This is a genomic window from Micromonospora sp. CPCC 206171 (assembly GCF_036906755.1).
Taxonomy (GTDB): domain Bacteria; phylum Actinomycetota; class Actinomycetes; order Mycobacteriales; family Micromonosporaceae; genus Micromonospora; species Micromonospora purpureochromogenes.
Genome location: NZ_JBAKHT010000002.1, coordinates 155,883 through 179,608, shown reverse-complemented (window position 1 = coordinate 179,608; position 23,726 = coordinate 155,883). Strand labels below are relative to the sequence as shown.

Below are 23,726 nucleotides of genomic sequence, written 5' to 3'. Positions count from 1 at the left end.
TCGATCACCCCGGACGTTAGGGTCGGAGGGTGACCCGACGTGTGGTGGTGGCGTTGCTCGGCCCGGTGACCTGGTCGCCGCCGGGAGTCGATCCGGTGGACTGGCGTACCGCGCTGGCGGAGGACACCGTCGACCTGCTCGCCACGCTCAGCGAGGTGGAGACCGCGGTGGCGGTCACTCCGGCGGACCGCTGGCTCGCCGACGCCGTGATCTGGCCGGGTACCGCCGTGCACGAGGTGGCCGAGCCCACGGTGAACGCCGTACTGGCCGCCCTGACCGGGTACGACCAGGCGGCCGTGGTTGCCGCCGACGCCCCGGACCTGCCCGGCCTGACCCTGGGCAAGCTGCTCCGGCCGCTCACCAGCCGGCCCGTGGCGCTCGCCCCGGTCGAGGGGGAGGGGCCCGGCCTGCTCGGGGTGGCGACCCGGCTGCCCGTACCCGGATGGTTGCCGGCGCTGGACCTCGACGCGGCGGTGCCGGCGGACGTGCGCCGCGCGGCACCGGCCCCGGGCGACGTGGCGGTCACTCCCGCCTGGCGGCGGCTGCGCGGCCCGGCCGACCTGGCCGCCCTGAACCCGGCGGTCGAGGGCTGGGAGGCCACCCGGGCCCTGCTCTCCGGCCCCGCCCGCCGAAGCTGACCGACCCCGGCTGTCCGGGATGCCGCCGTCCGGGCGGGCGTGCAGACGCCGCCGGCCGGGCGGGCGTGGGACCCGGCCCGGCCGGTGTGGTGCGGATCAGGACTTGTCGGTGTCGTCCCCGGATTCGTCGGAGCGCGGCGGGGTGCCGCCGCCCGGCGCCTGCTCCTCCGGGCCGCCCGGCGCGGTGAAGTCGAAGTTCGCCAGCTCGTCGTCGAGGTCGAGCTGGGCGGTCGCGAAGGCCACCGGGTCGGCGAAGTCGTCGTCGGAGGGGAGCAGGTCAGGGTGGCCCCAGACCGCGTCCCGGCCGGAGATGCCGCGATGCGTGGTGAGCGCGGCCCAGAGCGCCGACGCCTCGCGCAGCCGGCGCGGCCGCAGCTCCAGCCCGACCAGCGCGGCGAAGGTCTGCTCGGCCGGCCCGCCGGCGGCCCGGCGGCGGCGGAACGCCTCGCCGAGGCGGACCACGTTGGGCAGTCGCTCGCCGGCGGCGTTGTCGACCACGTGGCAGACCCAGCCCTCGACCAGCGCGAGCACCGTCTCCAGGCGGGCCAGGGACGCCTTCTGCGCCGGGGTGTCCTCCGGCGTGAAGATGCCCTCCAGGGCGATGGCCTGCATCGACTCCGGGTCGGTCGGGTCGACCCGGCCCATCGCCTCCTCGATCGCTTCCCGGTTGACCCGGATGCCGGAGGCGTAGTTCTCCACCGCGGTCAGCACGTGCCCGCGCAGCCACGGGACGTGCTCGAAGAGCCGCTGGTGGGCGGCCTCGCGCAGGGCGACGTAGAGGCGTACCTCGTCCTCGGGCAGCTCCAGGCCCTCGCCGTACGCCCGGATGTTGGCCGGGACGAGCGCGGCGGTGCCGGCCGGGCCCAGCGGCAGGCCGATGTCGCCGGCCGAGAGCACCTCGGCGGCGAGTGAGCCGAGCGCCTGGCCGAGTTGCCCGCCGAAGAGTGCCCCGCCCAGGGTCGCCACCATCGACTGCATCGGGCCGAGCTGGGCCCGCGCCTCCGGCGGCACCAGGTCGCCCATCGCGCCGACCATCCGGCTGGCCACCGGGTCGCAGAGCTTGCGCCAGACGTCGAGGGTCTTGTAGATCCACTCGTTGCGGTTCCACGCCACCGAGGTGCGGATGCCGGACGGCAGCGCGGAGGCCGGCTCCAGCCAGAGGTCGGCGATGCGCAGCGCCTCCTCCACCGCGTGCCGCTCGTACGGCGACACCGCCGGGTCGCCCGCGGCGGCGAGCTGGCTGGCGGCCACCTGGCGGGCCAGGTCCCAGTTGACCGGCCCGCTGCCCGACGCGGAGAGCAGGTGCTGCAACTGCGACATGAACTGCTGCATCTGCGCGGGATCGTTGGGGTCTGGTGGTTGCCCACCCGGGAGCGCGAAACCGAACGGAATATCAGGCACGACGTCTACGGTACGCGCGCCGCGCCCCAGGTCGCCCTCGCTGTCGTTGCGCTGAGGGCGAAGTCGGCCTCGGCCGCCCGGGCGGCACCACCTGAATCGGTACGCTCTGCCGCATGAGACGTCGCGGCGTGACCGTCCTCCTCGGTGCTCTGCTCACCACTCTGCTCAGCATCGGCGTGCTCGGCGCGCCCATCCCGTACGTGGTGCTCGGCCCGGGGCCGACGGTGAACACCCTCGGCACCTCCGACGGCAAGGAGGTCATCCAGGTCACCGGCCGGTCGACGTCCCACTCCGCCGGCCAGCTGCGGATGACCACGGTGGGGGTGCAGCCCACGGTCAAGCTGCGCGCGGCGATCGCCGGCTGGCTCTCGGCCGACGAGGCGGTGGTGCCGCGCGAGCTGGTCTACCCGCCGAACGAGAGCCAGGAGGAGGTGGAGAAGCGCAACGCCGAGGACTTCCAGAACTCGCAGACCAGCGCCGAGACCGCCGCGCTGGTGGAACTCGGTTACCCGGTGCAGGTGGTGGCCAAGGAGGTCGCCTCCGACGGTCCCTCGGCGGGCGTGCTCAAGGCCGGCGACGTGATCACCACGGTCGACGGGGTCAAGGTGACCACGGCGACCAAGCTGGTGGAGCTGGTCCGGGCCAAGCCGGCCGGCACCGCGCTGCGGATCGGCTACACCCGCGACGGCGTGGCCGGCACGGCCACGGTGACCAGCCGGGAGCAGGACGGCCGCCCGCGCGTCGGGCTGGTGCCGGAGCAGCGGCAGCCGCACCCGTTCACGCTGAAGATCGACCTGGCCAACATCGGCGGGCCGAGCGCCGGGCTGATGTTCGCCCTCGGCATCGTGGACAAGCTCGAACCGGCCGACCTGACCGGCGGGAAGATCATCGCCGGCACCGGCACCATCGACGACGAGGGCCGGGTCGGTCCGATCGGCGGGATCGCGCAGAAACTCGTCGGGGCGAAGAAGGCCGGCGCGAAGGTCTTCCTGGTGCCGGCGGACAACTGCGCCGAGGCGGTCCGCAATCCGCAGCCCGACCTGCCCCTGATCAGGGTCGGCTCGCTGGACGAGGCATTGACGGCGCTGGAGACGTTGCGGTCGGGCGGGCAGCCGATCCGCTGCTGAGCCCGGGCACCGCGACAGCCCGGCGTGACCTTGGACCGACACGTTCAGGAACAACCCGTACTCTGGGTGCCTGTCCGGAGCCGATCACATCGAGCGTGCGGAGCCAACAGTGGTCATGCGTAGCAGTCCCCTGCCGAGGATGAGCCGGCGCGGACGCGTCACCATCGGGGTCCTGGTCGGGGTGTTCGTGCTCTTCACCCTGCTCGGCTGGGGTGTCCAGGCCTGGACGGACTGGCTCTGGTTCGAAGAGGTCCGCTACACCCAGGTCTTCACCGGGGTGCTGGTCACCCGGCTGCTGCTCTTCCTCACCATCGGCGTGGGGTTGGCGCTCTTCGTGGGCGGCAACCTCTGGCTGGCCTACCGGCTGCGGCCGGCGCTGCGGCCGCACTCGCTGGAGCAGGCCACCCTGGAGCGCTACCGGATGCTGCTCACGCCCCGGATCGGCACCTGGATCAGCCTGACCGCGGCCGTGCTCGGGCTCTTCGCCGGGCTCTCCGGGCAGAGCCGGTGGAACCAGTGGCTGCTCTTCCGCAACGGCGGCGACTTCGGCGTCAAGGACCCCGAGTTCGGTGTCGACGTCGGCTTCTACGTCTTCCAGCTGCCCTTCTGGCGGTACCTGCTCGGCGTCGGCTTCACCGCGGTGGTGCTGGCGCTGCTCGGCGCGCTGGCCGTGCACTACATCTTCGGCGGGGTGCGGCTGCAGGGCGTCGGTGACCGGATGACCAACGCCGCGCGGGCCCACCTCAGCACGCTGGTCGCTGTCTTCGTGCTGCTCAAGGCCATCGCGTACGTGCTGGACCGGCGGGCGATGCTGCTGGAGTACAACGAGGGCGCCAAGCTCTACGGCGCCGGCTACGCCGACGTCAACGCGCTGCTGCCGGCCAAGGAGATCCTGGCGTACATCTCGGTGGTGGTGGCGATCGCCATCATCGTCTTCTCCAACGCGGTGATGCGGAACCTGGTCTGGCCGGGCATCGCGCTGGCCCTGCTCGGCGTCTCCGCCGTCGCGATCGGCGGCATCTACCCGTGGGCGGTGCAGACCTTCGAGGTCAAGCCGAGCGCCCGGGACAAGGAGGCGCCGTACATCGAACGCAGCATCGGGGCCACCCGGGCCGCGTTCGGGCTGGGCGACACGAAGACCACCGGGTACGCGGCGAACAACCTCACCCCACCGGCGAGCCTGGCCACCGACACCTCGGTGGTGCCCAACGTCCGGCTGCTCGACCCGCAGCTGGTCTCCGAGACCTACACGCAGCTCCAGCAGGTCCGCGGCTTCTACGACTTCGGGCCCAAGCTCGACATCGACCGGTACTCGGTGGCGAACAAGACCTCCGACTACGTGGTCGGCGTCCGTGAGATCAACTACGGCGAGCTGACCCAGAACAACTGGATCAACCGGCACACCGTCTTCACCCACGGGTACGGGCTCGTCGCGGCCCCGGCCAACCAGGTGGTCTGCGGCGGCCAGCCGTACTTCGTCTCCGGCTTCCTCGGGGAGAAGGCGCAGGAGGCGTGCTCCTCGCAGGCCGAGCAGATCCCGGCCACCCAGCCGCGGATCTACTACGGCGAGCGGATGGAGGAGGACGACTACGCGATCGTCGGACAGTCCGACAAGAGCCGCAACGCCGAGTTCGACCGGCCCACCCCGACCACCGGCGGCGAGCAGTACTACACCTACACCGGTGAGGGCGGCGTCGAGATCGGTTCGTTCGCCCGCCGGCTGCTCTACGCCATCAAGGAGCAGGAGTCGAACTTCCTGCTCTCCGAGGCGGTCAACGACAACTCGCGGCTGCTGTACGTGCGCAACCCGCGGGACCGGGTGGAGAAGGTCGCCCCCTTCCTCACCCTCGACGGCGACCCGTACCCGGCGGTGGTGGGCGGCCGGATCCAGTGGATCGTCGACGGCTACACCACCGCGGCGACCTACCCGTACGCCGAGCGGGTCAACCTGCAGACCGAGACCGCCGACGAGCTGACCAACCGGGGCACGTTCCAGCTGGCCCGGGAGAACGTCAACTACATGCGCAACTCGGTGAAGGCCACCGTCGACGCGTACGACGGCACGGTGCGGCTCTACGAGTTCGACGAGACCGACCCGGTGCTCAAGGCCTGGAACAAGGCGTTCGGCGGGGACCTGGTGCTGCCGAAGAACGCCATCCCGACGGAGCTGGCCGAGCACTTCCGCTACCCGGCTGACATGTTCAAGGTGCAGCGGAACCTGCTCACCAAGTTCCACGTGACCGACCCCGGCGACTTCTACTCCGGCCAGGACTTCTGGCAGGTGCCGAACGTGCCGGACGCGCCGGACAGCGGGCAGAAGCAGCCGCCGTACTACCTGTTCACCCAGTTCCCCGGGCAGGCGGAGCCGCGCTTCCAGATCACCGCGGCGGTGACTCCCAACGGGCGGCAGAACCTCGCCGCGCTGATCTCCGGGTCGTACATCGACGGTCAGCCCAAGCTGGAGGTGTGGGAGCTGCCGGACCAGACCCGGGTCTCCGGGCCGGTGCAGGTGCACCAGCAGATGACCAACAACGCCAACATCCGGCAGCAGCTCAACCTGCTCTCCTCCAACCAGGCCCAGGTGCAGTACGGCAACCTGCTGTCGCTGCCGTTCGGCGACGGGATGCTCTACGTCGAGCCGGTCTACGTGAAGAGCAACCAGCAGGACGCGTACCCGCTGCTGCAGAAGGTGCTGCTCTCGTACGGCGACGGCGGTTCCTACGTGGCGCTGGCCGACAACCTCACCGACGGGATCAAGCAGCTCGTCGACCTGGGCAAACGGGCCGGGCAGGGCACGACGCCGCCGCCCGGCGGCACTCCGCCGCCGCCCCCGGGCGGGGCCAACCCGCCGCCGCTGACCGGTGAGCTGGCCGCCGCGGCGGAGCGGGTGCAGACGGCGATCGTCGAGGTCAAGGCCGCGCAGACGTCCGGCGACTTCGAGCGGTACGGCCGGGCGCTCAAGGCGCTGGACGAGGCGATGACCGCGTTCCAGCAGGCGCAGCAGGCCGCCGGGCCGGCACCGACGCCGAGTGGCAGCCCGTCCGCGCCGGCACCGACGCCGAGCGGCTGAGCCGCCGAGCGGGGACTCTCCGACGAGCCCGCGACCCGGGGACCCACGGTCCTCCGGTTGCGGGCTCGTCGCCTTTCCGACTCGGGGGGGCGCAACCGAGCGGTTCCGTCGACCGTCTTGTCAGCAGGTGGGGGAAACGGGGAGGTGGTGTCGGCATGCGGGACGCGCAGAGCTTCGACGAGTTCTACCGGAGCACGTCCGCGCGGACGCTCAGGTACGGCCATGCGGTGGCGGGTGACCACGGCGAGGCGCAGGACCTGGTGCAGGAGGCGTACGCCCGGGCGTGGCGGCAGTGGGGCATGCTCGCCACCCACCCGGCACCGGAGGCGTGGCTGCGGCTGGTGGTCAGCCGGCTGGCCACCGACCGGTTCCGCCGACTGCGCGGCTGGCGCTCGGCGGTGAGCCGCACCGGCCCACCCGAGGACGTACGACCACCGGGCGAGGACACCGTCCTACTGGTCCGCGCCCTGCGGCAGTTGCCGGCGAACCAACGGCAGGCGCTGGCCCTGCACTACCTGTTCGACATGCCGGTGGAGGAGATCGCCCGCGAGACGCGGGTGCCCACCGGCACCGTGAAGTCCTGGCTGTCCCGGGGCAGGGCAAAGCTCGCCGAGCTGCTGCCCGGGGTCTCGTCGCAGGAGCTGGAGGTCAACGATGTCGCGTGAACTGACCGGGTTCTACCGCTCGCTCGCCGAGGACACCGACCCACGCGGCCTGGCGGCGCCCGACCTGGTGCGTCGGTACGCCGACCGTCGGGCGCGGACCCGGGCGGCGCTGGGCGTGCTGGCCGTGGCGGCGCTGGTCGGCGGGACCGCCGTCGGCGCCCAGACCGTTCTCTCCGCCGCTCCGGACACCCGGGTCGGGCCGCCCGCCGACACCCCGGCCCCGCCCTCGCCCACGCCGGTGCCGTCGCAGCCCACGCCCTCCCCGTCGACGTCCTCGCCCGGCCCGAGCGGCTCGGCGTCCCGGCAGCCGCCGTCGGCGACCCGCGTCCCGCCGCCCGCCCGCACCCCGACCTCGATCCCCGACTCGGCGTTCTTCGCCCTGGCGGCGGCGAACGACACCGGGGCGGGGGCGCAGTTCGACGAGGGACGGGTGCTGCCCGCCCTCTGCGGGGCGGAGCCGGGCGCGTCGGGGATCGTGCGGCAGCGGACCCGGTCGTTCCCGGTCAAGCTGACCGGTACGCCGGACGACTACGTCGTCCCGGATCTCTACTACCGACACAGCATCACCATCTACCGAGACGGCGGAGCGGCCGCCACCCTCGACGACCTGCGTGCCGCGGTGCGCGAATGCCCCCAGCAGCAGCTCGGCGACGTGATCCGCCGACAGAAGCTCCTGCCCAGCAGCGGCTACGGGGAGGAGTCGGTGCTGTTCGAGGTGCGCGGGCCCTACCAGGTCCCCGACGGCGGTCCGACCGGCGAAGTGGTCAACCTGGTCCGGGCCATCCGGATCGGCTCCGTGGTGACGGTGCTCTGGGACCAGGGCTGGGAGGGTAGTTCCACCACGAGGTCGCAGTTCGACGCGGACAGCCGGCGGGCGGTGGCGGCGATCCGGGACTGGTTGCGCTGACTGCGTCCCGGGCCCGTTTTGCGGGTCCGGGGCCTCGTACGCTACGGTTAACGAGTCGACGCGGGGTGGAGCAGCTCGGTAGCTCGCTGGGCTCATAACCCAGAGGTCGCAGGTTCAAATCCTGTCCCCGCTACCACGACGAACGGCCCGAGGATCTGATCCTCGGGCCGTTCGCCTTTTCCGGGCCCGGGTGGCTGATCCGGGACCCGGCTGATCTCGGTCCCGGGGATGCGCTAGGCTGATGGAGCCGACGCGGGGTGGAGCAGCTCGGTAGCTCGCTGGGCTCATAACCCAGAGGTCGCAGGTTCAAATCCTGTCCCCGCTACTCGTTCGAAGGCCCCGGAGCCCAGCTCCGGGGCCTTCGCCGTTTCCGCCCGCCGGGGGTTTCCCATCCGTCCGGCGTGCCCCGCTTGCCCGCCTCGGTCAGGATGGGGTCATGTCATCTTGGAACAGGTGGTGGGGCCGGCTGAGCGCGGTCCTCGGTGCGGTCGTGCTCTCGGTCTTCGTACCGGTCGCGGCCTGGGCGTCCACGAGCCAGGGCGAGCTGGTGGTGGAGGCGGCACGGCGCAGGGGTCGGGGCGGTGGCGGCATCCTGGGCCTGCTCTGCTGCCTCGTCGTGGTGGGGTTGATCGTGTTCCTGGTGCTGCGGCTGATGCGCAACCGCCGCAACCGTCCGCCGAGTTGATCCCGTTGGCCCCGGCCGGCGGACGCCGGCCGGGGTCACTCGGCCAGCGCCCCCTGCGCCTGCGCCATGAACTTCGACGTCGTGGCCCGCGCTCCCGCCCGACCCGACCGGACGTCCTGGGCCGCCGCCGTGAGCAGCGCGCGCACCCGGTCGTGCCCCCGGGGCGGTGGGGCCGGGGCGGGACCGAGCAGGTCGTTCAGGGTGGTGCCGAGGGTGGCGACGCGCTTGACCACCGGATCGTCGGACGCCTGGGTGACGGCCTGCCGCACGGCCAGGTCGGCGGGCAGCCCGCGGTCGGTGCCGAGGATCCGGCCCACCTCGATGTTGGTGGTGAGGAAGTTGACGACGTCGGCCACCACGCCGGGGTGCCGGGTGCCGTGGAAGCCGGCCCAGTACATCGAGGCTCGGTCCCACTGGGCCGCCGGCGGCCCGGGGAAGGCGGCCAGCCCCAACTCGTCGTCGGTGTTCCGCTGGAGTTCGGGCAGCTGGTGCGACCAGGCGAACGAGGCGGCGGTGTGGCCGGTCACCACGAGCTGTCGCGCCGGTTCGCCGCCGTCGGCCCGGTCCACCAGCGCGGCGGCCGGGGTCGCCCGGTCGTTGCGGGCCCGCTGCCAGAGCTCGAACCAGTCGACCAGGGCCGCCGAACCGAAGCCGAGTTGCCGCCCCTGGTAGAACTTGCCGCCCTGGCCGCGCAGCCAGAGCCAGAGCGCCCGGTGGTCGCCGGACGGGTCCATGGTGCCGGCCACCCGCCCGCCGCTGGCCCGGGTGACCCGGGCGGCCCAGGTCAGGTAGTCGGCCCACGGCATGATCGTCGGGGCGGGCACCCCGAGCCGGCGCAGCAGATCCTTGTTGTAGACCACGGCGGCGTGCGTCTGCGCGGCGGGGACGCCGTACAGCCGGCCGTCCACCTGGCCGTAGTCGGCCAATCCGCGCGGCAGACGCCCGAGGTCGAGCCGGCCGTCCGCGGCGTACGGGCTGAGGTCCAGGGCGATGCCGCGCTGCGCGTACTCGGTCAGCACGGTGTCGTCGATCTGGAACAGGTCCGGCACGTTGCCGCCGCCGGCCTGGGTGGCGAGCCGGTCGTAGTAGCCGCCGGCGGCCTGCCAGGTGATCCGGAAGGTGACCCGGGGGTTGCGCGAGGAGTAGAGCCGCAGCGCCCGCTCGGTGGCCTGCGCGCGCCGGGTGTTGCCCCACCAGAAGACCGACAGCTCGATCGGCCCGTTCTCGTCGACCGGGGCGGCCGGGCCGTCGCTGCACCCGGCGAGGCCGCCGGTGGCGAGCGCCGGCACCGCCAGCAGCGCGCCGAGCAGCCGCCGCCGGTCCGGGTCGGCACCGGGCCGGGGGCGCGGAGGGCGGGCAGCGGGCACGGGGGACTCCTGGTGCGCGGCGGTGCGGGCCGGACCATTCACGCAGGCGGTGCGCCCGGGTGTCAACGGCGGGCGGCCGGTGGCGGCGACGACGGTCGCTCGGGCGCTGACCGACATCGATCCGCGCCGAGCCGACCCGGGTCCGCCGGCTGCGGGACGGCCGGTGGCCGCACCGGGCGTCCCGACGTCGTCTGATGTACTAGGGCGCGTGGAACTTCTGCACTCGGGCAAGGTCAGGGACGTCTACGCCGACGGCGACGACCTGATCCTGGTCGCCTCCGACCGCATCTCGATCTACGACGTGGTGCTGCCGACGCCGATCCCGGACAAGGGTCGACTGCTCACCGCCCTCTCCGTCTGGTGGTTCGAGCAGCTCGCCGACCTGGTACCGAACCACGTCATCTCGACCACCGACGTGCCCGCCGAGTTCGCCGGCCGGGCGATCCGCTGCCGGCGGCTGGAGATGGTCCCGGTGGAGTGCGTCGCCCGCGGCTTCCTGACCGGCGGCGGCCTGAAGGAGTACCAGCGCACCGGCGCCGTCTCCGGCGTGGCGCTGCCGCGCGGCCTGGTCGAGGCGTCGATCCTGCCCGAGCCGATCTTCACCCCGTCGACCAAGGCGCCGGTGGGGGAGCACGACGAGCCGATCACCTTCGCCGAGGTGGTGGACAAGGTCGGCGCGGAGACCGCCGAGCGGCTGCGCCGGATCACCATCGACGTCTACCGGCGCGGCGCCGAGCTGGCCGCCGACCGGGGCATCCTGGTCGCCGACACCAAGCTCGAACTGGGCTGGACGCCGGACGGCACCCTGATGCTCGGCGACGAGCTGCTGACCTCCGACTCGTCCCGGTTCTGGCCCGCCGAGTCGTACCAGCCGGGCCGCGTGCAGTTCTCCTACGACAAGCAGTACGTCCGGGACTGGGCGACCGACAGCGGCTGGGACAAGCAGGGCCCGGCCCCCGAGGTGCCGGCCGAGGTGGTCGAGGCGACCCGGGCCCGCTACGTCGACGTCTACGAGAGGCTCACCGGCAACCGCTGGACGTAGTCACTCGACCCGGTCGAGGGTGCGCGCCACCGCCTTGCGCCACTGCCGCAGCACGCGTTCCCGGTGCTCGGGTGCCATCTTCGACTCCCACTGCGCGTCCGAGCTCCACTGAGCGCGCAGGGTCGCCAGGTCCGGCCAGAAGCCGACCGCCAGGCCGGCCGCGTACGCCGCGCCGAGGCAGGTGGTCTCGGTGATCCGGGAGCGCGGACCACCGGCACGTCCAGCACGTCGGCCAGGAACTGCATCAGCAGGCCGTTGGCCGTCATTCCGCCGTCTCGGCGAACATCCGCACCTGGGGTCCGTCTGGGTGACCTAGGCCGAAGCTACGGTGGTCGTGTGAAGCTGGTCGTGCAGGTGAAGCTGCTGCCGACGTCCGAGCAGGCGTCGGCGTTGGAGGCGACCCTGCGCGCGTGCAACACGGCGGCGTCCGACGTGGCGGCCGTGGCCCGGGAGACCGGGACGTACCGTAACTACGATCTGCGTAAGCAGGTCTACGCCGGGATCAAGGCGGACTACGCCCTGGGTGCCCAGGCGGCCCAGCACGTGATCAAGAAGGTTTCCGACGCCTACGCCACGTTGAAGGCGAACCTGCAGGCTGGGAACTACGGCACGCCCGGCTCGAAGCGGCGCCGCAAGGTCGAGACCAACCCGATCGCGTTCCGCTGGAACGCGGCCCAGCCCTATGACGCCCGGATGCTGTCCTGGCAGGCCGATGCCCGGACCGTGTCCATCTGGAGCACGCACGGCCGGCTCAAGGACGTCGCCTATACCGGGTCCGCCGACCAGCTCAAGGCGATCGCCACCAGCAAGATCGGCGAGTCGGACCTGATCTTCCGGGACGGCATGTGGTTCCTGTACGCCACCGTCGAGGTGCCCGAACCTGAACTGATCGACCCGTCCGGCTTCCTCGGCGTGGACATGGGCATCGCCAACATCGCCTACGACTCCGACGGCACCGGCTACGCCGGTGACCAGCTCAACGGCTACCGCCGACGGCAGCTGCGGCTGCGCAAGCGGTTGCAGGAGAAGGACACCAAGTCGGCCCGGCGGCTGCTGGCCCGGCGTAACAAGAAGGAAGCGCGGCACGCCGCGAACGTCAACCACCGCATCGCCAAGACCATCGTGACCGAGGCTGTACGCACCGGTCGCGGCATCGCCGCCGAAGAACTGACGGGGATCCGCGAACGGGTCCGGCTCCGCAAGCCCCAACGGGTCACACTGCACTCGTGGTCGTTCCACCAGCTCGGCAGCTTCCTGGACTACAAGGCCCGCCGAGCAGGTGTACCACTGGTCCAGGTCGACCCGCGGTACACCTCCCAGACCTGCCACGGCTGCGGACACCGTGACAAGCGGAACCGGCCGGACCAGGAAACCTTCCACTGTCGGTCGTGCGGGGTCGTTGCCCACGCCGATCACAACGCGGCCCTCAACATCGCCCAGCGCGGCGTCGAGGGCTGGGGCGCAGTCAACGGTCCGCACGCGGCAGCACCCTGCATCCAGTAGGGGGACTGACCTGCAAGCCTGCCATTCATGGCGGGTAGTTGACCGTCCCCGTCGACCACCTGCACGCGCTGCGCGAGCTGGCCGCGCACTTCCGGCGCTACGACCTGACCGACACCGTGGTGGTCTCGCCGGACCTGGGCAACGCCAAGGAGGCGGCCGCCTTCGCCCGGATGCTCGGCACGCCGGTGGCGGCCGGGGCGAAGCAGCGGTTCAGCGACGACCGGGTCGAGATCAGTACGGTGATCGGCGACGTGGCCGACCGGGACGTCATCGTCCTCGACGACGAGATCGCCAAGGGCAGCACGGTGATCGAGTTGATGGCGCACCTGCGCGAGCGGAAGGTGCGCTCGATCCGGCTCGCCTGCACGCACGGGCTCTTCTCCAGCGGCGCGCTGGAGCGGCTCAGCGGGGAGGACGGCGTGCTCGAGATCGTCTGCACCAACACCGTCCCGATCCCGACGGAGAAGCGGGTGCCGAAGCTGGAGATCCTTTCGGTGGCGCCGGCGTTGGCCGAGGCGATGCGGCGGATCCACAACGGCGAGTCGGTCAGCGCGCTCTTCGGCTGAGGTCGGGGCGGGTCAGTCGCCGGGCGGGCCGCCCGCGGGGCGCAGCGTCCGGGTCAGGGCACTGATCCGTACCGTGGTGCCGGCCGGACTGGTCTCGACCTCCATGGCGTCGCTCAGCTCCCGGGCCAGCCAGAGCCCCCACCCGCCGGCGGTGTCCGGCGCGGGGCGGCGGTGGTCGCCGAGCCGCTGCGCGCTGATTCCCGCGCCGTGGTCGGAGACCTCGCAGACCAGCTCGTCGGCCCGCCGCCACAGCCGCAGCCAGCCCCGGCCGCCGCCGTGTCGGACCGCGTTGGTGATCAGCTCGTTGACGGCGAGGACGAAGTCGTCCAGCCGCTGGCCGTTCAGCCCTGCGGCGTGCGCGCAGGAGGTGACCGAGTGTCGCAGCTCGGTCACCTGTGCCTGCTCGAAGGCCTCGGTGATGAGAACGGAAGATTCGATGGGCACAACCGTACGCGGCGGGGGCGGATCTGCGTTCGTCATGGCCCTGTCCCGACAGCCGGTCTCGGAGTTTCGCGGCATTTCCACCGTACGTCAGGGTTGTTCGTCCCGCGACCGGCGGCGCCGCCGAGCCGGCCGGCGGCTGTGGCATCGTGACGGCCATGCCGTCGCCGCCGGGTGGTCTCGAGGTGCCGCTGTGGCGTTCCATCGCCGTCTTCCGCTTCGCCGCCCTGGGGTACGTCTGCCTGCTGGTGCTCCGCGACGCCGACCGGTACGCCCACCCGCTCGCCGCCGGCGCCGTCCTGCTGGCGATGCTGGCCTGGTCCGGGGCGACCGCCGCCGGCTACGCCCGGCCGGCGAACCGGCACTGGCCGCTGCTCCTGGCCGACCTGGGCGTCGTGCTGGTCGTCCTCGCCGTCTCCCCGTGGGTGGTCGGCCGCCCGGCGCTGGCCGCCGGTGTGCCGACCCTGGCCGTGGTCTGGCTGGCCGGCCCGGTGCTGGCCTGGGCGGTCTCCGGCGGGCGGCGGCGCGGGGCGGTCGCGGCCCTGGCGATCGGCGCGGCGGACCTGGCCAGCCGGGGACGGATCGGTCCGTCCTCGCTCACCGGGGCGATCCTGCTGCTGCTCGCCGGGGTGATCGTCGGGCACGTCGCGCGGCTGGCGGTGACCGCCGAGGAGCGGTTGCACCGGGCGGTGCAGCTGGAGGCGGCCACCCGGGAGCGGGAGCGGCTGGCCCGGGGCATCCACGACTCGGTGCTCCAGGTGCTGGCCCTCGTGCAGCGGCGCGGCGCCCACCTCGACGGCGAGGCCGGTGAGCTGGCCCGGCTCGCCGGCGAGCAGGAGGCGGCGCTGCGCGCCCTGATCGCCGGGGTCGACCCGGCGCCCGCCGCCGACGAGGCGACCGGCACCCTGGACCTGCGTGCCCTGCTCGGCCGGTACGCCTCGGCGACGGTCTCCGTCTCCGCCCCGGCCACCCCGGTCCCGTTGCCCGCCCCGGTCGCCCGGGAACTGGCCGCCGCCACCGCGGCGGCGCTGGACAACGTGCGGCGGCACGCCGACGGGCGCGCCTGGGTGCTGGTCGAGGACGAGGGGGAGACGGTGACGGTGTCGGTGCGCGACGCCGGTCCGGGCATCGGAGCGGGCCGGCTGGTCGAGGCCGCCCGGCAGGGGCGGCTGGGCATGAGCCAGTCGATCCGGGGCCGGATCGCCGACCTCGGCGGCGAGGTGCGGATCGTCTCCGCGCCGGGGGAGGGCACCGAGGTGGAGCTGGTGGTACCGAGGGAGGACGGGTGACCGGGGTACGGGTGATGGTGGTCGACGACCACCCGATGTGGCGGGAGGGGGTGGCCCGCGACCTCACCGAGGCCGGCCACCGGGTGGTGGCGACCAGTGGTGAGGGGCGGCAGGCGGTCCGGGTGGCCGCCGCGGCCCGGCCCGACGTGGTGGTGCTCGACCTCCAACTGCCCGACATCTCCGGCGTCGAGGTGATCCGGGGCCTGCGGGCCGTGCTGCCCGAGGTGCGGGTGCTGATGCTGTCGGCCAGCGGCGAGCAGCAGAGCGTCCTGGACGCGGTGAAGGCCGGCGCCACCGGCTACCTGATGAAGTCCGCCGCGCCGGCCGAGTTCCTGGACGCGGTGCGCCGTACCGCAGCCGGGGAGCCGGTCTTCACGCCCGGCCTGGCGGGACTGGTCCTCGGCGAGTACCGCCGGCTGGCCGGCGCCACCGACGGCGGGACCCGGTCGGGCCGGGACGACGCGGCACCCCGGCTCACCGAACGGGAGACCGAGGTGCTGCGGCTGGTCGCCAAGGGGCTGTCGTACCGGCAGATCGCCGAGCGGCTGGGGCTCTCGCACCGCACCGTGCAGAACCACGTCCAGAACACGCTGGGCAAGCTGCAGTTGCACAACCGGGTCGAACTGACCCGCTACGCGATCGAGCGCGGGCTCGACGACTGAGAGGTTGTCGGGTCAGTGCGACTCCGGCGGCCGGGTTTCGTGGATCGCCAGCTCCTCGGCGGTGGCCCCGCCGCCGGCCGAGCCCGCGTCGTAGGCGACCGAGTCGGTCTCCTGGTCGGTGTGCGCCCCCTCGTCCGGTTCGACCAGCCGGCCCACCTGCGAGTCGGCGATGGTGCCCAGCTTGCCGTGGTCGTAGATGGAGACCGGGGAGTGCGGGTCCGAGGTGGGACCGGGGTTCATCACGTCGGCGTCGAGCTGCGCCTCGGCGGCGGCCTCGTCGCTGTCCGCCTCGGCGGCGATGTCCGGGTCGACCGGGCCGGCCAGCGGGTCGTCGGCGGGGCGTTCGTACTGCTCCCGCTGGAGCTTGTAGTCCAGCGACTCGCCGTCGAGCTGCTCCTCGGCGGTGGTGCCGAAGCTGTCGACCGCGACCGGTGTGCGGTCGCCGGGCAGCTGGGCCGGCTCCGGGCCGTCGGCCTCGCGGCCGGTGAGGACGTCGTCGTTGGCGGTGGAGTCGTCGTCGGCGGTCTGCGGCAGACCCTCCGCCTCAGGGTCGGAGAGGGGGGTCGGGTACTCGTCGTCGCGCATGACTGATCACTACCCACGCCATGCCCCGGGTAACCGGAGCCGGACCCCGCAATCAGGACGAAAGGGGAAAAGTCAGCCCTGGCGCGCGGCTTCGTCCTCAGCGTGGAGCACGCACCAGACCACCTTGCCGTTCGGCACCGGGGTGCTGCCCCAGCGGCGGGCCACCGTGTCGATCAGCAGCAGGCCACGGCCGCCGGTCGAGGTGAGCGGAGCCAGGCCGGCGTACGCGGGCGGTCGGGAGGAGTGGTCGCGGACCGCGAGGTGCAGCGAGCTGTCCCGCGGCGCGAGCCGGACCGTCATCGGCGTCCGCGCGTGGGCCACCACGTTGTTGACCATCTCGGTCACCGCGATGGACGCCGGCTCGGTCAGCTGCGGCACGCCCCAGCGGGCGCAGCCGTCGGCGATCATCGCCCGGGCCTGCCGGGCGGCCCCCACCGTGGGCGCGAGGTCCGCGGCGAGCAGCGCCGCCATCGGGGTACGGGCCAGCGCGGCGGTCGCCTCGTCGGCGGTCGGGTACACCGGCAGCCCCGTCGCGTCGGCGCCGGTGACCGTGCCGGCCGGGTCGAGCACCAGCAGGTCGGCGGCGGGCCAGTCGGCGACCGCGCGGCGGACCTCGGCCAGCAGTTGCGCGGCGGTGCCGTCGGTGGAACGGAGCCGGGCCACGTCGACCACGATCGGGCCGGGCCGGTCGCTCAGTCGCGTCAGCAGGGCGTCGCGGACCCGGTCCTCGGCGGCGGGCTCCAGCACACCGGTCAGCCGCACGGTCGCGGACGACTCGTCCGCCTCCACCAGGCATCGCGCGTCCGTCGGCATGATCGTCCCATTGTGCATGCCGGCGGCCGGGCGCGCACCCGGCCGCTCGGTGCCGGTCATCGCCGTTCCGCCCGGGAGCGGCGGGTCATCGCGGCCATCGTGCCGACCGCGGTGCCGGCGGCGGCCAGCCCGAAGGCGGCGGTCACCCGCACCACCTGCCGGCGTCGGCCGTGCCAGCCGCCCTCGCGCTGCGCCTCGGCGCCGGCACGGAAGACGTTGCCGGTGCTGTCCGCCGCGCCCGCCGGCCCGAACTGCGTCCGGTGGGCGTACCAGCCGAGGGCCCGCTCGGCCAGCGCCGGCGCGAGCCGCCACTGCAGGCCGATCAGCCGGGCCGCGCCGCCGGCGTACGCCTCCCGGCGCGGGCGGCGCAGCAGCCGGACGATGGTCTCGGCCACCGTCTCGGGCGGGTACACCGGCGGCGGCGGGACCAGCTCCCGCCCGGTGTGGTTGCCCGCGTGCCGGAAGAACGGGGTGTCGATGGTGGCCGGCAGCACGGTGCAGATCGAGATGTTGCCCCGGCCGGTCACCCGCAGCTCCTGCCGGACCGTGTCGGCCAGCCCGCGGATGCCGTGCTTGGTGGCGTTGTACGCCGACTGGTAGGGCATCGCCACCTCGGCCAGCACCGAGGCGTTGTTCACCACGACCCCGCCGCCGGAGAGGCTCAACCAGGGCAGCGCGGCGCGGATGCCATAGGCGGCGCCCAGCAGGTTGACCTCCAGCACCCGGCGGAACTCCGACACCGGGATCTCGTCGAAGAGCCCGACCGCGCTGACCGCCGCGTTGTTCACCCAGCCGTCGATCCGGCCGTACTCGGCCGCGGCGCGGGCGGCCAGTTCCTCGACCGCCACCGGGTCGGTCACGTCGGTGGGCACCGCCAGCGCCCGCCCGCCCAGCTCCCGGCAGTGCCGGGCGACGTCCTCCAGGGCGGGCTCGCTGCGGGCGGCGAGGACGATGTCCGCGCCGCGGCGGGCCAGCGCGTAGGCCGTGGCGGTACCGATGCCGCTGGAGGCGCCGGTGACCACCACGACGGCGTCCGAGAGACTGCGGGTTAGCGGCATTCTTCGTCGGTACCCCCACCGGAGTGGGTCATGCGGCCGGGTCGGCACGGATCGGCACCGGTCTGGGGCGGCCGCGCCGGCGGTCCACGGGAGACCGGGGTCCGGACCCGGGGCGGCCGCCCCGGCGGTCGGCGGGAACCCGCGGTCGGGCGGTCCCGCCCCGACACTGGCGGGGGTGATCCCGGGGCCAGTCCGGCCTTTCGGACACCCGGCTGGACGGTGGCGTAAACCGATCACCCCGACCGGCCGGAAATAGGCCTTCGTCCGCCCGGCCAGACCCACCGCGAAGACGTGTGGGACCTGCGGAAAGTCCGGTGGCGGGGACCTACGGGCGGCTGCCTGGCCGGGTGCCCGCACCGGTCGGCCGGCGGCGTTCCGACTGCTCCCGATCTGCCAGGTTTCGGCTCGCCGGGGCCGGGTTAATGGGACCCTCTGACCGGAGGACCATCCCTCACGAATCGCATGGAGGTGCACCATGCGCGTCGGCCTCGTCTGCGCGCACGCCGGCTCGGCCCGGCATGCGGACGCCCCCGCCGTCGGCACCCACGAGCACATCGCCCGGGTCGCCGCCGAGCTGGCCGGGCGCGGCCACGACGTACGGGTCTACGAGCGCCGGGACGACCCCGCCCTCCCGGAGGTCGTGGAGGTGGACGGCTACCGCCTCGAACGGGTGCCCGTCGGGCCGGCCCGGATCACGCCCACCGCCGAGCTGGTGCCGTACGTGTCGGAGTTCGGCCGGTGGCTGGCCGACCGCTGGGCCGCGGAGTGGACCCCCGAGGTGGTGCACGGGCACTACTGGATCGGCGGCCTCGCCGCCGCCCACGCGGTACGCGAGACGGACATCCCGGTCGTGCAGACCTTCCACTCCCTCGGTGTCGAGCAGCTGCGCCACCTCGGCCAGCAGTACGGCGGCCCGGGGGAGCGGATCCCGCTGGAGCGGGCGCTGACCCGGGCGGTGGACATCGCGGTCGCCCAGTGCAACGACGAGGTGGACGAACTGACCCGGATGGGCCTGCAACGCACGTCGGTGGCGATGGTCCCCGCCGGGGTGGACATCGAGCGGTTCCACCCCGACGGCGAGGCGGCCCCGCGCGACCAGCGGGCCCGCATCCTCTCCGTCGGCGGGCTGTCGCCCGGCCACGGCCAGGAGGACCTGATCCGGGCGATGCGCCTGGTGGGCGACGCCGAGCTGGTCATCGCCGGCGGCCCGCCGGCCGAGGAGCTGGCCAACCACGCCGAGGCCCGCCGGCTGCGCGAGCTGGCCGAGCGGACCGGGGTCGCCGACCAGGTGAAGCTGGTCGGGGCGGTGCCGCACGACCAGATGGCCACCTGGTACCGCTCGGCCGACGTGGTCGCCTGCACCCCGCACTACTCCTCCGCCGGCCGGGTGTCGCTGGAGGCGATGGCCTGCGGCGTACCGGTGGTCGGGTACGCGATGGGCGGCATCGCCGACGCCGTGGTCGACGAGGTCACCGGGCGGCTGGTGCCCCCGGGCGACGTCCGCACGCTGGGCGTGACGCTGCGCCGGCTGCTGGCCGACAACGCCGGGCGGTTCGCGTACGGGCACGCGGCGGTGGACCGGGTGCGGTGCAGCTACACCTGGGAGCGCACCGCCAGCGCCCTGGAGCGGCTCTACGAGCGGGTGGTGCTCCGGCGCAAGCCGGTCGAGGCCTGACCGCCGGTCTGGAGCGGTGGTCGGCCGGAGCCGGCGCCGACCGCGATGCGTTCCCGCCGCCGGACGACGGCATGGTGGTGCTGTGGTTCGGCGTACCGGGTGAGCCCGATGACCGCGGCGAGGGTGACCAGGAAGCCGACCGCGGCCAGCCACTCCCGGCCCGGCCAGATCCGGTCGTTGAGCAGCAGCAGGCCGACGATCGCGGCGGGCACCGCCCCGGCGGCGTCCATCGCGGCGACGGCGGCCGTGGTGGAGCCGCGCTGCATCGCCAGCCCGAGCAGCAGCTGCCCGACCAGCGAGTGCGCGATCAGCAGGTAGAGCAGCGGGTCCTGGACGAACGCCTCGGCCGTCGGCGCGGAGGCCAGCGGGCGGGCGGCCACCGCGGCGGCGGAGAACGCCATCCCGGCCAGCGAGCCGAGCGCCACCGACCCGGGTGGCCCGTGCAGGCGGACGGCGAAGAAGCCGAGCACCCCGATGCCGCCCAGCGCCACGGCGAGGGCGACGAGGCCGGCGGTGCCGAGGGACTTCGACGGCGCCGGCTGGGCGGAGAGCACCAGCGCGGTGATCCCGCCGAAGAGCAGCACCAGCAGGGCCACCTCCGCCTTCGGCAGCCGCCACTTGAGCACCACCACGCCCAGCACGGCGGTGACCCCCAGCCCGGCGGCGACGCTGGCCTGCACCAGGAACAGCGGCAGGTCCCGGCGGGCCAGGAAGGCCAGCACGAAACCGGTCACCTGGCAGAGCAGACCGACCAGGTAGGTGCGGTGCACGGCCAGCTTCAGCAGCAGCCCCGGATCGAAGGTGTGGTGCACGGTCGTCCGGGCGGCGGCGACCGACTGCAACATGTTGGCGAAGCCGTAGGCGACGATCATCGCCGCGAGGAAGCACCAACCGGAGGACACCACCTGGCGAGGATAGAGGGTGCCCGGGGGTCAGCGCGCGGTTGGCCGACCCAGCCGGGCGAGGATGTCGGCGTGCAGCAGGCCGTTGCTGGCCACCGCGCTGTGCTCCCCGGAACCATCCCGAGCAGGGACTCCACGGCCGGACAGATCGGTGAGGACGCCCCCGGCCTCGGTCACCACCGGCACCAGCGCGGCGACGTCCCAGAGCGACAACTCGGGCTCCACCATGACGTCCAGTGCACCCTCGGCCAGCAGCATGTAACCGTAGAAGTCGCCGTACGCGCGGCTGCGCCAGGTGTCCCGCATGAGCTGGAGCATCGCGTCCAGCCGGCCCGCCTCCTCCCAGCCGCTGAGCGAGGAGTAGCAGAAGCTCGCGTCGGCCAGGTCGCCGACGGCGGAGACCCGGATCGGCGCGCCGGAGGCGGCGTCCGGCCCGGCGTACGCGCCCTCGCCGAGCGCGCCCCACCAGCGGCGGCCCAGCGCCGGGGCGGAGACCAGCCCGACCACGGGACGGTCCCCCTCCAACAGCGCGATCAGGGTGGCCCAGACCGGCACGCCCCGGACGAAGTTCTTGGTGCCGTCGATCGGGTCGACCACCCAGCGCCGACCTCCCGGCCCGGCGGCGGGCTGCTCGCCGTACTCCTCGCCGAGCAGGCCGTCGCCGGGGCGCCGGTCGGCCAGCAGCGCGCGGATCTCCCGCTCCACGGCGGTGTCCGCGTCGGAGACCGGGGTGAGGTCCGGCTTGGCCTCGACCCGCAGGTCGAGCGCGCGGAAGCGGGCCGTGGAGATGGCGTCGGCGGCGTCCGCGAGCTGGTGGGCGAGGGCGATGTCGTCGGCGTACCCGGTCATGGGAGAAACGGTAGCCACGCCGGGTTCAGGACCCGGCGAGCGGGTCGCCCGGATTCCGCTGGTCGGCCTCGCCGCGCGGGTCACCCTCCCCCGACCGCGAGGACAACAGCCGACGGTACGACGCCAGCCGGCGCGGGTCGGCCTTGCCGGCGGCCACCCAGGCGTCCAGCGCGCAGTCGGGCGCGTCCGCGGTGTGCGGGCAGTTCGGCGGGCAGTCGACCGTCGCCTCGACCAGGTCGGCGAAGCCGTGCAGCAGGCTCTCCGCCGAGACGTGGGCGAGCCCGAAGCTGCGTACCCCGGGGGTGTCGATGATCCAGCCGGGGTCGCCGTCGACGCCCGGCGCGGGCGGCAGCCGCAGCGCCACGGCGCTGGTCGAGGTGTGCCGGCCCCGGCCGATCGCGCTGACCACGCCGACGGCCCGGGCGGCGTCCGGCACCAGGCGGTTGACCAGCGTCGACTTGCCCACCCCGGAGTGCCCGACCATCACCGAGACCCGGCCGGCGAGCAGCGCCCGCAGCGCGTCGAGGTCGGAGTCCGGGCGGATGAGCACGTACGGCAGTTCCAGCTCGGTGTAGTAGCCGAGCACCTGCTCGGGCCCGGCCAGGTCGGCCTTGGTCAGGCAGAGCAGCGGCTCGATGCCCGCGTCGTACGCGGCCACCAGGCAGCGGTCGATGAAGCCGGTGCGCGGCGGCGGGTCGGCCAGCGCGCTGACGATCACCAACTGGTCGGCGTTGGCCACGACAACCCGTTCCAGCCGCCCCTCGGCGGTGGTCGCGTCGTCCTCGGCGGTGCGCCGCAGCACCGAGCGCCGATCGGCGATCCGGACGATCCGGGCCAGCGCGCCGGCCGCCCCGGAGGTGTCCCCGACCAGGCCCACCCGGTCGCCGACCACCACCGACTTGCGCCCCAGCTCCCGGGCCCGCATCGCGGTCACCGTGTCGTCGGCGTCGGCGCCGGCCAGCACGCAGGTGTAGCGGCCCCGGTCGACGGCGATCACGAAGCCGTCGACCGCGTCGGCGTGCCGGGGCCGGGTGCGGGTGCGTGGACGGGAGGACTTGCCGGGCCGGACCCGTACGTCGTCCTCGTCGTACTCCCGCCGTCTGGTCGCCAGGACCGCCCCCTCTACGCCTCAGCTCTTACCGGTCACCATTGCCGACCATAGTGCCGGGAACTCGGGCATGGTCTTGGAGGTACACGCCACGTCGTCCACCTCGATGCCGGGGACGGCCAGCCCGGCCACCGCGGCGGCGTGCGCCATCCGGTGGTCGGCGTAGGTGCGGAAGGTGCCGCCGCGCAGCGGGCGGGGCCGGATCTCCAGCCCGTCGGAGGACTCGGTCAGGTCGGCGCCGAGCGCGGTGAACTCGCGGGCCAGGGCGGCGATCCGGTCGGTCTCGTGGCCGCGGATGTGCGCGATGCCGGTGAACCGGGACGGGGAGTCGGCCAGCATGGCCAGCGCGGTCAGCGCCGGGGTCAGCTCGCTGACGTCGGAGAGGTCGGCCGCCAGGCCGTGCACCGTGCCGGTGCCGCGCACGGTCAGGCCGGCGGTGCCGAGCGTCACCTCGCCGCCCATCCGGTGCAGCAGCGAGCGGAGCTGCTCGACCGGCTGGGCGCTGCTGCGCGGCCAGCCCTGCAAGGTCACCTCACCGCCGGTGACCAGCGCGGCGGCGAAGAACGGGACCGCGCCGGAGAGGTCCGGCTCGATCTCCCAGCCGCGCCCGGCCAGCGGGCCGGGCTCGACGACCCACACGTCCGGGACGCTGTCGTCGACCGCGGCGCCGGCCGCCCGCAGCATCTGCACGGTCATCCGCAGGTGTGGCGCGGAGGGGACGGGCGGGCCCTGGTGGCGCACCACCACGCCCCGGTCGAAGCGCGCGCCGGCGAGCAGCAGGCCGGAGACGAGCTGGCTGGAGGCGGAGGCGTCGATCACCACCTCACCGCCGGCGACCCGGCCGGTGCCCTGCACCGTCAGCGGCAGGCTGCCGGCGGCCGGGGCCTCGACGCGTACGCCGAGCGAGCGCAGCGCGCCGATCAGCGGACCGAGCGGGCGGACCCGGGCCTGCGGGTCGCCGTCGAAGGTGACCCGCCCCTCGGCCAGGCCGGCGACCGGCGGCGCGAAGCGCATCACCGTGCCGGCCAGCCCGACGTCGACGTGGGCCGGACCGACCAGCCGGTGCGGCCGGACCAGCCAGCGCTCGTCGTCGGAGATCGACATGTGGGCGCCCATCGCCCGCAGCCCGCCGGCCATCAGCTCGGTGTCCCGCGCGCGCAGCGGCCCGTGCAGGGTCGACGGACCGCTGGCCAGGGCGCTGAGCACCAACGCCCGGGCGGTCATCGACTTGGAGCCGGGCAGGCGCAGCGTCGCGGCAACCGGATCGCTGGCGGTCGGTGCGGTCCACGGCTGCGGCGGCCGGGTCGCGGTCGGATTCCCCACGGTTACATTCTGCCAAGCTCGCCGGCCGGGTGGAGCCGGCCGTCGGTCCT

General features: G+C 73.8%; 21 protein-coding genes, 2 tRNA genes and 2 pseudogenes. 14 read left to right on the top strand and 11 right to left on the bottom strand.

Going from position 1 to position 23,726, the window contains the following annotated elements:
• Nucleotides 1-29 precede the first annotated feature (29 nt).
• Nucleotides 30-638 (top strand): hypothetical protein, encoded by a 609-nt coding sequence (locus V6U89_RS03565; protein ID WP_334569140.1) that lies wholly within the window; start codon nucleotides 30-32, stop codon nucleotides 636-638.
• Between the two features lie 96 nt (nucleotides 639-734).
• Here V6U89_RS03565 and V6U89_RS03560 read toward each other — a convergent pair whose 3' ends face one another.
• Nucleotides 735-1,970, bottom strand: coding sequence for a zinc-dependent metalloprotease (locus tag V6U89_RS03560; RefSeq protein ID WP_334569417.1), 1,236 nt, complete (start codon nucleotides 1,968-1,970; stop codon nucleotides 735-737).
• Between the two features lie 182 nt (nucleotides 1,971-2,152).
• On the opposite strand from V6U89_RS03560, the gene V6U89_RS03555 reads away from it, so the two are divergent.
• The 7 genes from V6U89_RS03555 to V6U89_RS03525 all read left to right on the top strand — a co-directional run bounded on the left by V6U89_RS03555 (nucleotide 2,153) and on the right by V6U89_RS03525 (nucleotide 8,493).
• Nucleotides 2,153-3,166 (top strand): YlbL family protein, encoded by a 1,014-nt coding sequence (locus V6U89_RS03555; RefSeq protein ID WP_334569139.1) that lies wholly within the window; start codon nucleotides 2,153-2,155, stop codon nucleotides 3,164-3,166.
• Between the two features lie 115 nt (nucleotides 3,167-3,281).
• A complete protein-coding gene (locus tag V6U89_RS03550) occupies nucleotides 3,282-6,236 on the top strand; it encodes a UPF0182 family membrane protein (RefSeq protein ID WP_334569138.1) in 2,955 nt (984 codons plus the stop codon).
• Between the two features lie 155 nt (nucleotides 6,237-6,391).
• Entirely contained in the window at nucleotides 6,392-6,901 is a 510-nt protein-coding gene (locus V6U89_RS03545; RefSeq protein ID WP_334569137.1) for a SigE family RNA polymerase sigma factor, read from the top strand.
• Nucleotides 6,891-7,808: a hypothetical protein gene (locus V6U89_RS03540; protein WP_334569136.1), complete on the top strand. Its 918-nt coding sequence runs from the start codon at nucleotides 6,891-6,893 to the stop codon at nucleotides 7,806-7,808. The genes V6U89_RS03545 and V6U89_RS03540 overlap by 11 nt, the downstream gene beginning before the upstream one ends.
• Before the next feature lie 59 nt (nucleotides 7,809-7,867).
• Nucleotides 7,868-7,944: transfer RNA gene (locus V6U89_RS03535), tRNA-Met, on the top strand.
• A 115-nt stretch (nucleotides 7,945-8,059) separates the two neighbouring features.
• Nucleotides 8,060-8,133, top strand: a tRNA-Met gene (locus V6U89_RS03530).
• Between the two features lie 111 nt (nucleotides 8,134-8,244).
• Nucleotides 8,245-8,493 carry a hypothetical protein gene (locus V6U89_RS03525; RefSeq protein ID WP_334449136.1) on the top strand — a complete coding sequence of 83 codons (249 nt, stop codon included), beginning with the start codon at nucleotides 8,245-8,247 and terminating at the stop codon, nucleotides 8,491-8,493.
• 35 nt (nucleotides 8,494-8,528) lie between these two features.
• Here the strand turns inward: V6U89_RS03525 and V6U89_RS03520 are convergent, their stop codons facing one another.
• Nucleotides 8,529-9,860, bottom strand: a complete 1,332-nt coding sequence (locus V6U89_RS03520; protein ID WP_334569134.1) for an ABC transporter substrate-binding protein — start codon at nucleotides 9,858-9,860, stop codon at nucleotides 8,529-8,531.
• Nucleotides 9,861-10,068: 208 nt separating this feature from the next.
• Between V6U89_RS03520 and V6U89_RS03515 the strand changes: the two genes are divergently transcribed.
• Nucleotides 10,069-10,902 (top strand): phosphoribosylaminoimidazolesuccinocarboxamide synthase, encoded by an 834-nt coding sequence (locus tag V6U89_RS03515; RefSeq protein WP_334569133.1) that lies wholly within the window; start codon nucleotides 10,069-10,071, stop codon nucleotides 10,900-10,902.
• 104 nt (nucleotides 10,903-11,006) lie between these two features.
• Here V6U89_RS03515 and V6U89_RS03510 read toward each other — a convergent pair.
• Nucleotides 11,007-11,186: pseudogene (locus V6U89_RS03510) on the bottom strand (FGGY-family carbohydrate kinase); the annotation flags it as partial.
• Nucleotides 11,187-11,238: 52 nt separating this feature from the next.
• Here V6U89_RS03510 and V6U89_RS03505 point away from each other — a divergent pair.
• Complete coding sequence (locus V6U89_RS03505) at nucleotides 11,239-12,405, top strand: RNA-guided endonuclease InsQ/TnpB family protein (protein WP_334569132.1); 1,167 nt, start codon at nucleotides 11,239-11,241, stop codon at nucleotides 12,403-12,405.
• Nucleotides 12,406-12,449: 44 nt separating this feature from the next.
• Nucleotides 12,450-12,971, top strand: a pseudogene (locus V6U89_RS03500) (ribose-phosphate diphosphokinase); the annotation flags it as partial.
• Nucleotides 12,972-12,983: 12 nt separating this feature from the next.
• Here the strand turns inward: V6U89_RS03500 and V6U89_RS03495 are convergent.
• Nucleotides 12,984-13,451 (bottom strand): ATP-binding protein, encoded by a 468-nt coding sequence (locus V6U89_RS03495; RefSeq protein WP_334569131.1) that lies wholly within the window; start codon nucleotides 13,449-13,451, stop codon nucleotides 12,984-12,986.
• A 119-nt stretch (nucleotides 13,452-13,570) separates the two neighbouring features.
• On the opposite strand from V6U89_RS03495, the gene macS reads away from it, so the two are divergent.
• Together macS and V6U89_RS03485 are read left to right on the top strand one after the other, a co-directional pair.
• Nucleotides 13,571-14,701, top strand: a complete 1,131-nt coding sequence (macS, locus tag V6U89_RS03490; protein WP_334569130.1) for a MacS family sensor histidine kinase — start codon at nucleotides 13,571-13,573, stop codon at nucleotides 14,699-14,701.
• Between the two features lie 14 nt (nucleotides 14,702-14,715).
• A complete protein-coding gene (locus tag V6U89_RS03485) occupies nucleotides 14,716-15,363 on the top strand; it encodes a response regulator transcription factor (protein WP_334569416.1) in 648 nt (215 codons plus the stop codon).
• Nucleotides 15,364-15,375: 12 nt separating this feature from the next.
• Here V6U89_RS03485 and V6U89_RS03480 read toward each other — a convergent pair whose 3' ends face one another.
• The 3 genes from V6U89_RS03480 to V6U89_RS03470 all read right to left on the bottom strand — a co-directional run bounded on the left by V6U89_RS03480 (nucleotide 15,376) and on the right by V6U89_RS03470 (nucleotide 17,819).
• Nucleotides 15,376-15,948 (bottom strand): DUF5709 domain-containing protein, encoded by a 573-nt coding sequence (locus V6U89_RS03480; RefSeq protein WP_334569129.1) that lies wholly within the window; start codon nucleotides 15,946-15,948, stop codon nucleotides 15,376-15,378.
• Nucleotides 15,949-16,020: 72 nt separating this feature from the next.
• A complete protein-coding gene (locus V6U89_RS03475; RefSeq protein ID WP_334569128.1) occupies nucleotides 16,021-16,821 on the bottom strand; it encodes an ATP-binding protein in 801 nt (266 codons plus the stop codon).
• On the bottom strand, nucleotides 16,818-17,819 hold the full coding sequence (locus V6U89_RS03470) for an SDR family oxidoreductase (RefSeq protein ID WP_334569127.1): 1,002 nt from the start codon (nucleotides 17,817-17,819) through the stop codon (nucleotides 16,818-16,820). The genes V6U89_RS03475 and V6U89_RS03470 overlap by 4 nt, the downstream gene beginning before the upstream one ends.
• 475 nt (nucleotides 17,820-18,294) lie before the next feature.
• Here V6U89_RS03470 and V6U89_RS03465 point away from each other — a divergent pair, with 475 nt between their 5' ends.
• Complete coding sequence (locus V6U89_RS03465) at nucleotides 18,295-19,494, top strand: glycosyltransferase (RefSeq protein ID WP_334569126.1); 1,200 nt, start codon at nucleotides 18,295-18,297, stop codon at nucleotides 19,492-19,494.
• Here V6U89_RS03465 and V6U89_RS03460 read toward each other — a convergent pair.
• Genes V6U89_RS03460 through aroA form a run of 4 tightly spaced genes read right to left on the bottom strand, consistent with a single transcriptional unit; the run spans nucleotide 19,452 to nucleotide 23,676 of the window.
• Nucleotides 19,452-20,366 carry a hypothetical protein gene (locus V6U89_RS03460; protein ID WP_334569415.1) on the bottom strand — a complete coding sequence of 305 codons (915 nt, stop codon included), beginning with the start codon at nucleotides 20,364-20,366 and terminating at the stop codon, nucleotides 19,452-19,454. The genes V6U89_RS03465 and V6U89_RS03460 overlap by 43 nt on opposite strands.
• A gap of 60 nt (nucleotides 20,367-20,426) precedes the next feature.
• A complete protein-coding gene (gene hisN, locus V6U89_RS03455; RefSeq protein ID WP_334569124.1) occupies nucleotides 20,427-21,245 on the bottom strand; it encodes a histidinol-phosphatase in 819 nt (272 codons plus the stop codon).
• A 25-nt stretch (nucleotides 21,246-21,270) separates the two neighbouring features.
• The gene (gene rsgA / locus V6U89_RS03450; RefSeq protein ID WP_334569414.1) at nucleotides 21,271-22,356 is read right to left on the bottom strand and encodes a ribosome small subunit-dependent GTPase A; all 1,086 of its coding nucleotides are present in this window, start codon (nucleotides 22,354-22,356) and stop codon (nucleotides 21,271-21,273) included.
• Between the two features lie 18 nt (nucleotides 22,357-22,374).
• A complete protein-coding gene (gene aroA / locus V6U89_RS03445; protein WP_334569123.1) occupies nucleotides 22,375-23,676 on the bottom strand; it encodes a 3-phosphoshikimate 1-carboxyvinyltransferase in 1,302 nt (433 codons plus the stop codon).
• Nucleotides 23,677-23,726: the final 50 nt, after the last annotated feature.

What these genes read in the sequence shown, in the direction of transcription:
- V6U89_RS03560 (WP_334569417.1), bottom strand. Translation starts at nt 1,970, where the DNA reads ATGCAGCAGTTCATGTCGCAGTTGCAGCACCTGCTCTCCGCGTCGGGC.
- V6U89_RS03555 (WP_334569139.1), top strand. Translation starts at nt 2,153, where the DNA reads ATGAGACGTCGCGGCGTGACCGTCCTCCTCGGTGCTCTGCTCACCACT.
- V6U89_RS03550 (WP_334569138.1), top strand. Translation starts at nt 3,282, where the DNA reads ATGCGTAGCAGTCCCCTGCCGAGGATGAGCCGGCGCGGACGCGTCACC.
- V6U89_RS03545 (WP_334569137.1), top strand. Translation starts at nt 6,392, where the DNA reads ATGCGGGACGCGCAGAGCTTCGACGAGTTCTACCGGAGCACGTCCGCG.
- V6U89_RS03540 (WP_334569136.1), top strand. Translation starts at nt 6,891, where the DNA reads ATGTCGCGTGAACTGACCGGGTTCTACCGCTCGCTCGCCGAGGACACC.
- V6U89_RS03525 (WP_334449136.1), top strand. Translation starts at nt 8,245, where the DNA reads ATGTCATCTTGGAACAGGTGGTGGGGCCGGCTGAGCGCGGTCCTCGGT.
- V6U89_RS03495 (WP_334569131.1), bottom strand. Translation starts at nt 13,451, where the DNA reads ATGACGAACGCAGATCCGCCCCCGCCGCGTACGGTTGTGCCCATCGAA.
- macS (WP_334569130.1), top strand. Translation starts at nt 13,571, where the DNA reads ATGCCGTCGCCGCCGGGTGGTCTCGAGGTGCCGCTGTGGCGTTCCATC.
- V6U89_RS03485 (WP_334569416.1), top strand. Translation starts at nt 14,716, where the DNA reads ATGGTGGTCGACGACCACCCGATGTGGCGGGAGGGGGTGGCCCGCGAC.
- V6U89_RS03480 (WP_334569129.1), bottom strand. Translation starts at nt 15,948, where the DNA reads ATGCGCGACGACGAGTACCCGACCCCCCTCTCCGACCCTGAGGCGGAG.
- V6U89_RS03475 (WP_334569128.1), bottom strand. Translation starts at nt 16,821, where the DNA reads ATGACCGGCACCGAGCGGCCGGGTGCGCGCCCGGCCGCCGGCATGCAC.
- V6U89_RS03470 (WP_334569127.1), bottom strand. Translation starts at nt 17,819, where the DNA reads ATGCCGCTAACCCGCAGTCTCTCGGACGCCGTCGTGGTGGTCACCGGC.
- V6U89_RS03465 (WP_334569126.1), top strand. Translation starts at nt 18,295, where the DNA reads ATGCGCGTCGGCCTCGTCTGCGCGCACGCCGGCTCGGCCCGGCATGCG.
- V6U89_RS03460 (WP_334569415.1), bottom strand. Translation starts at nt 20,366, where the DNA reads ATGATCGTCGCCTACGGCTTCGCCAACATGTTGCAGTCGGTCGCCGCC.
- hisN (WP_334569124.1), bottom strand. Translation starts at nt 21,245, where the DNA reads ATGACCGGGTACGCCGACGACATCGCCCTCGCCCACCAGCTCGCGGAC.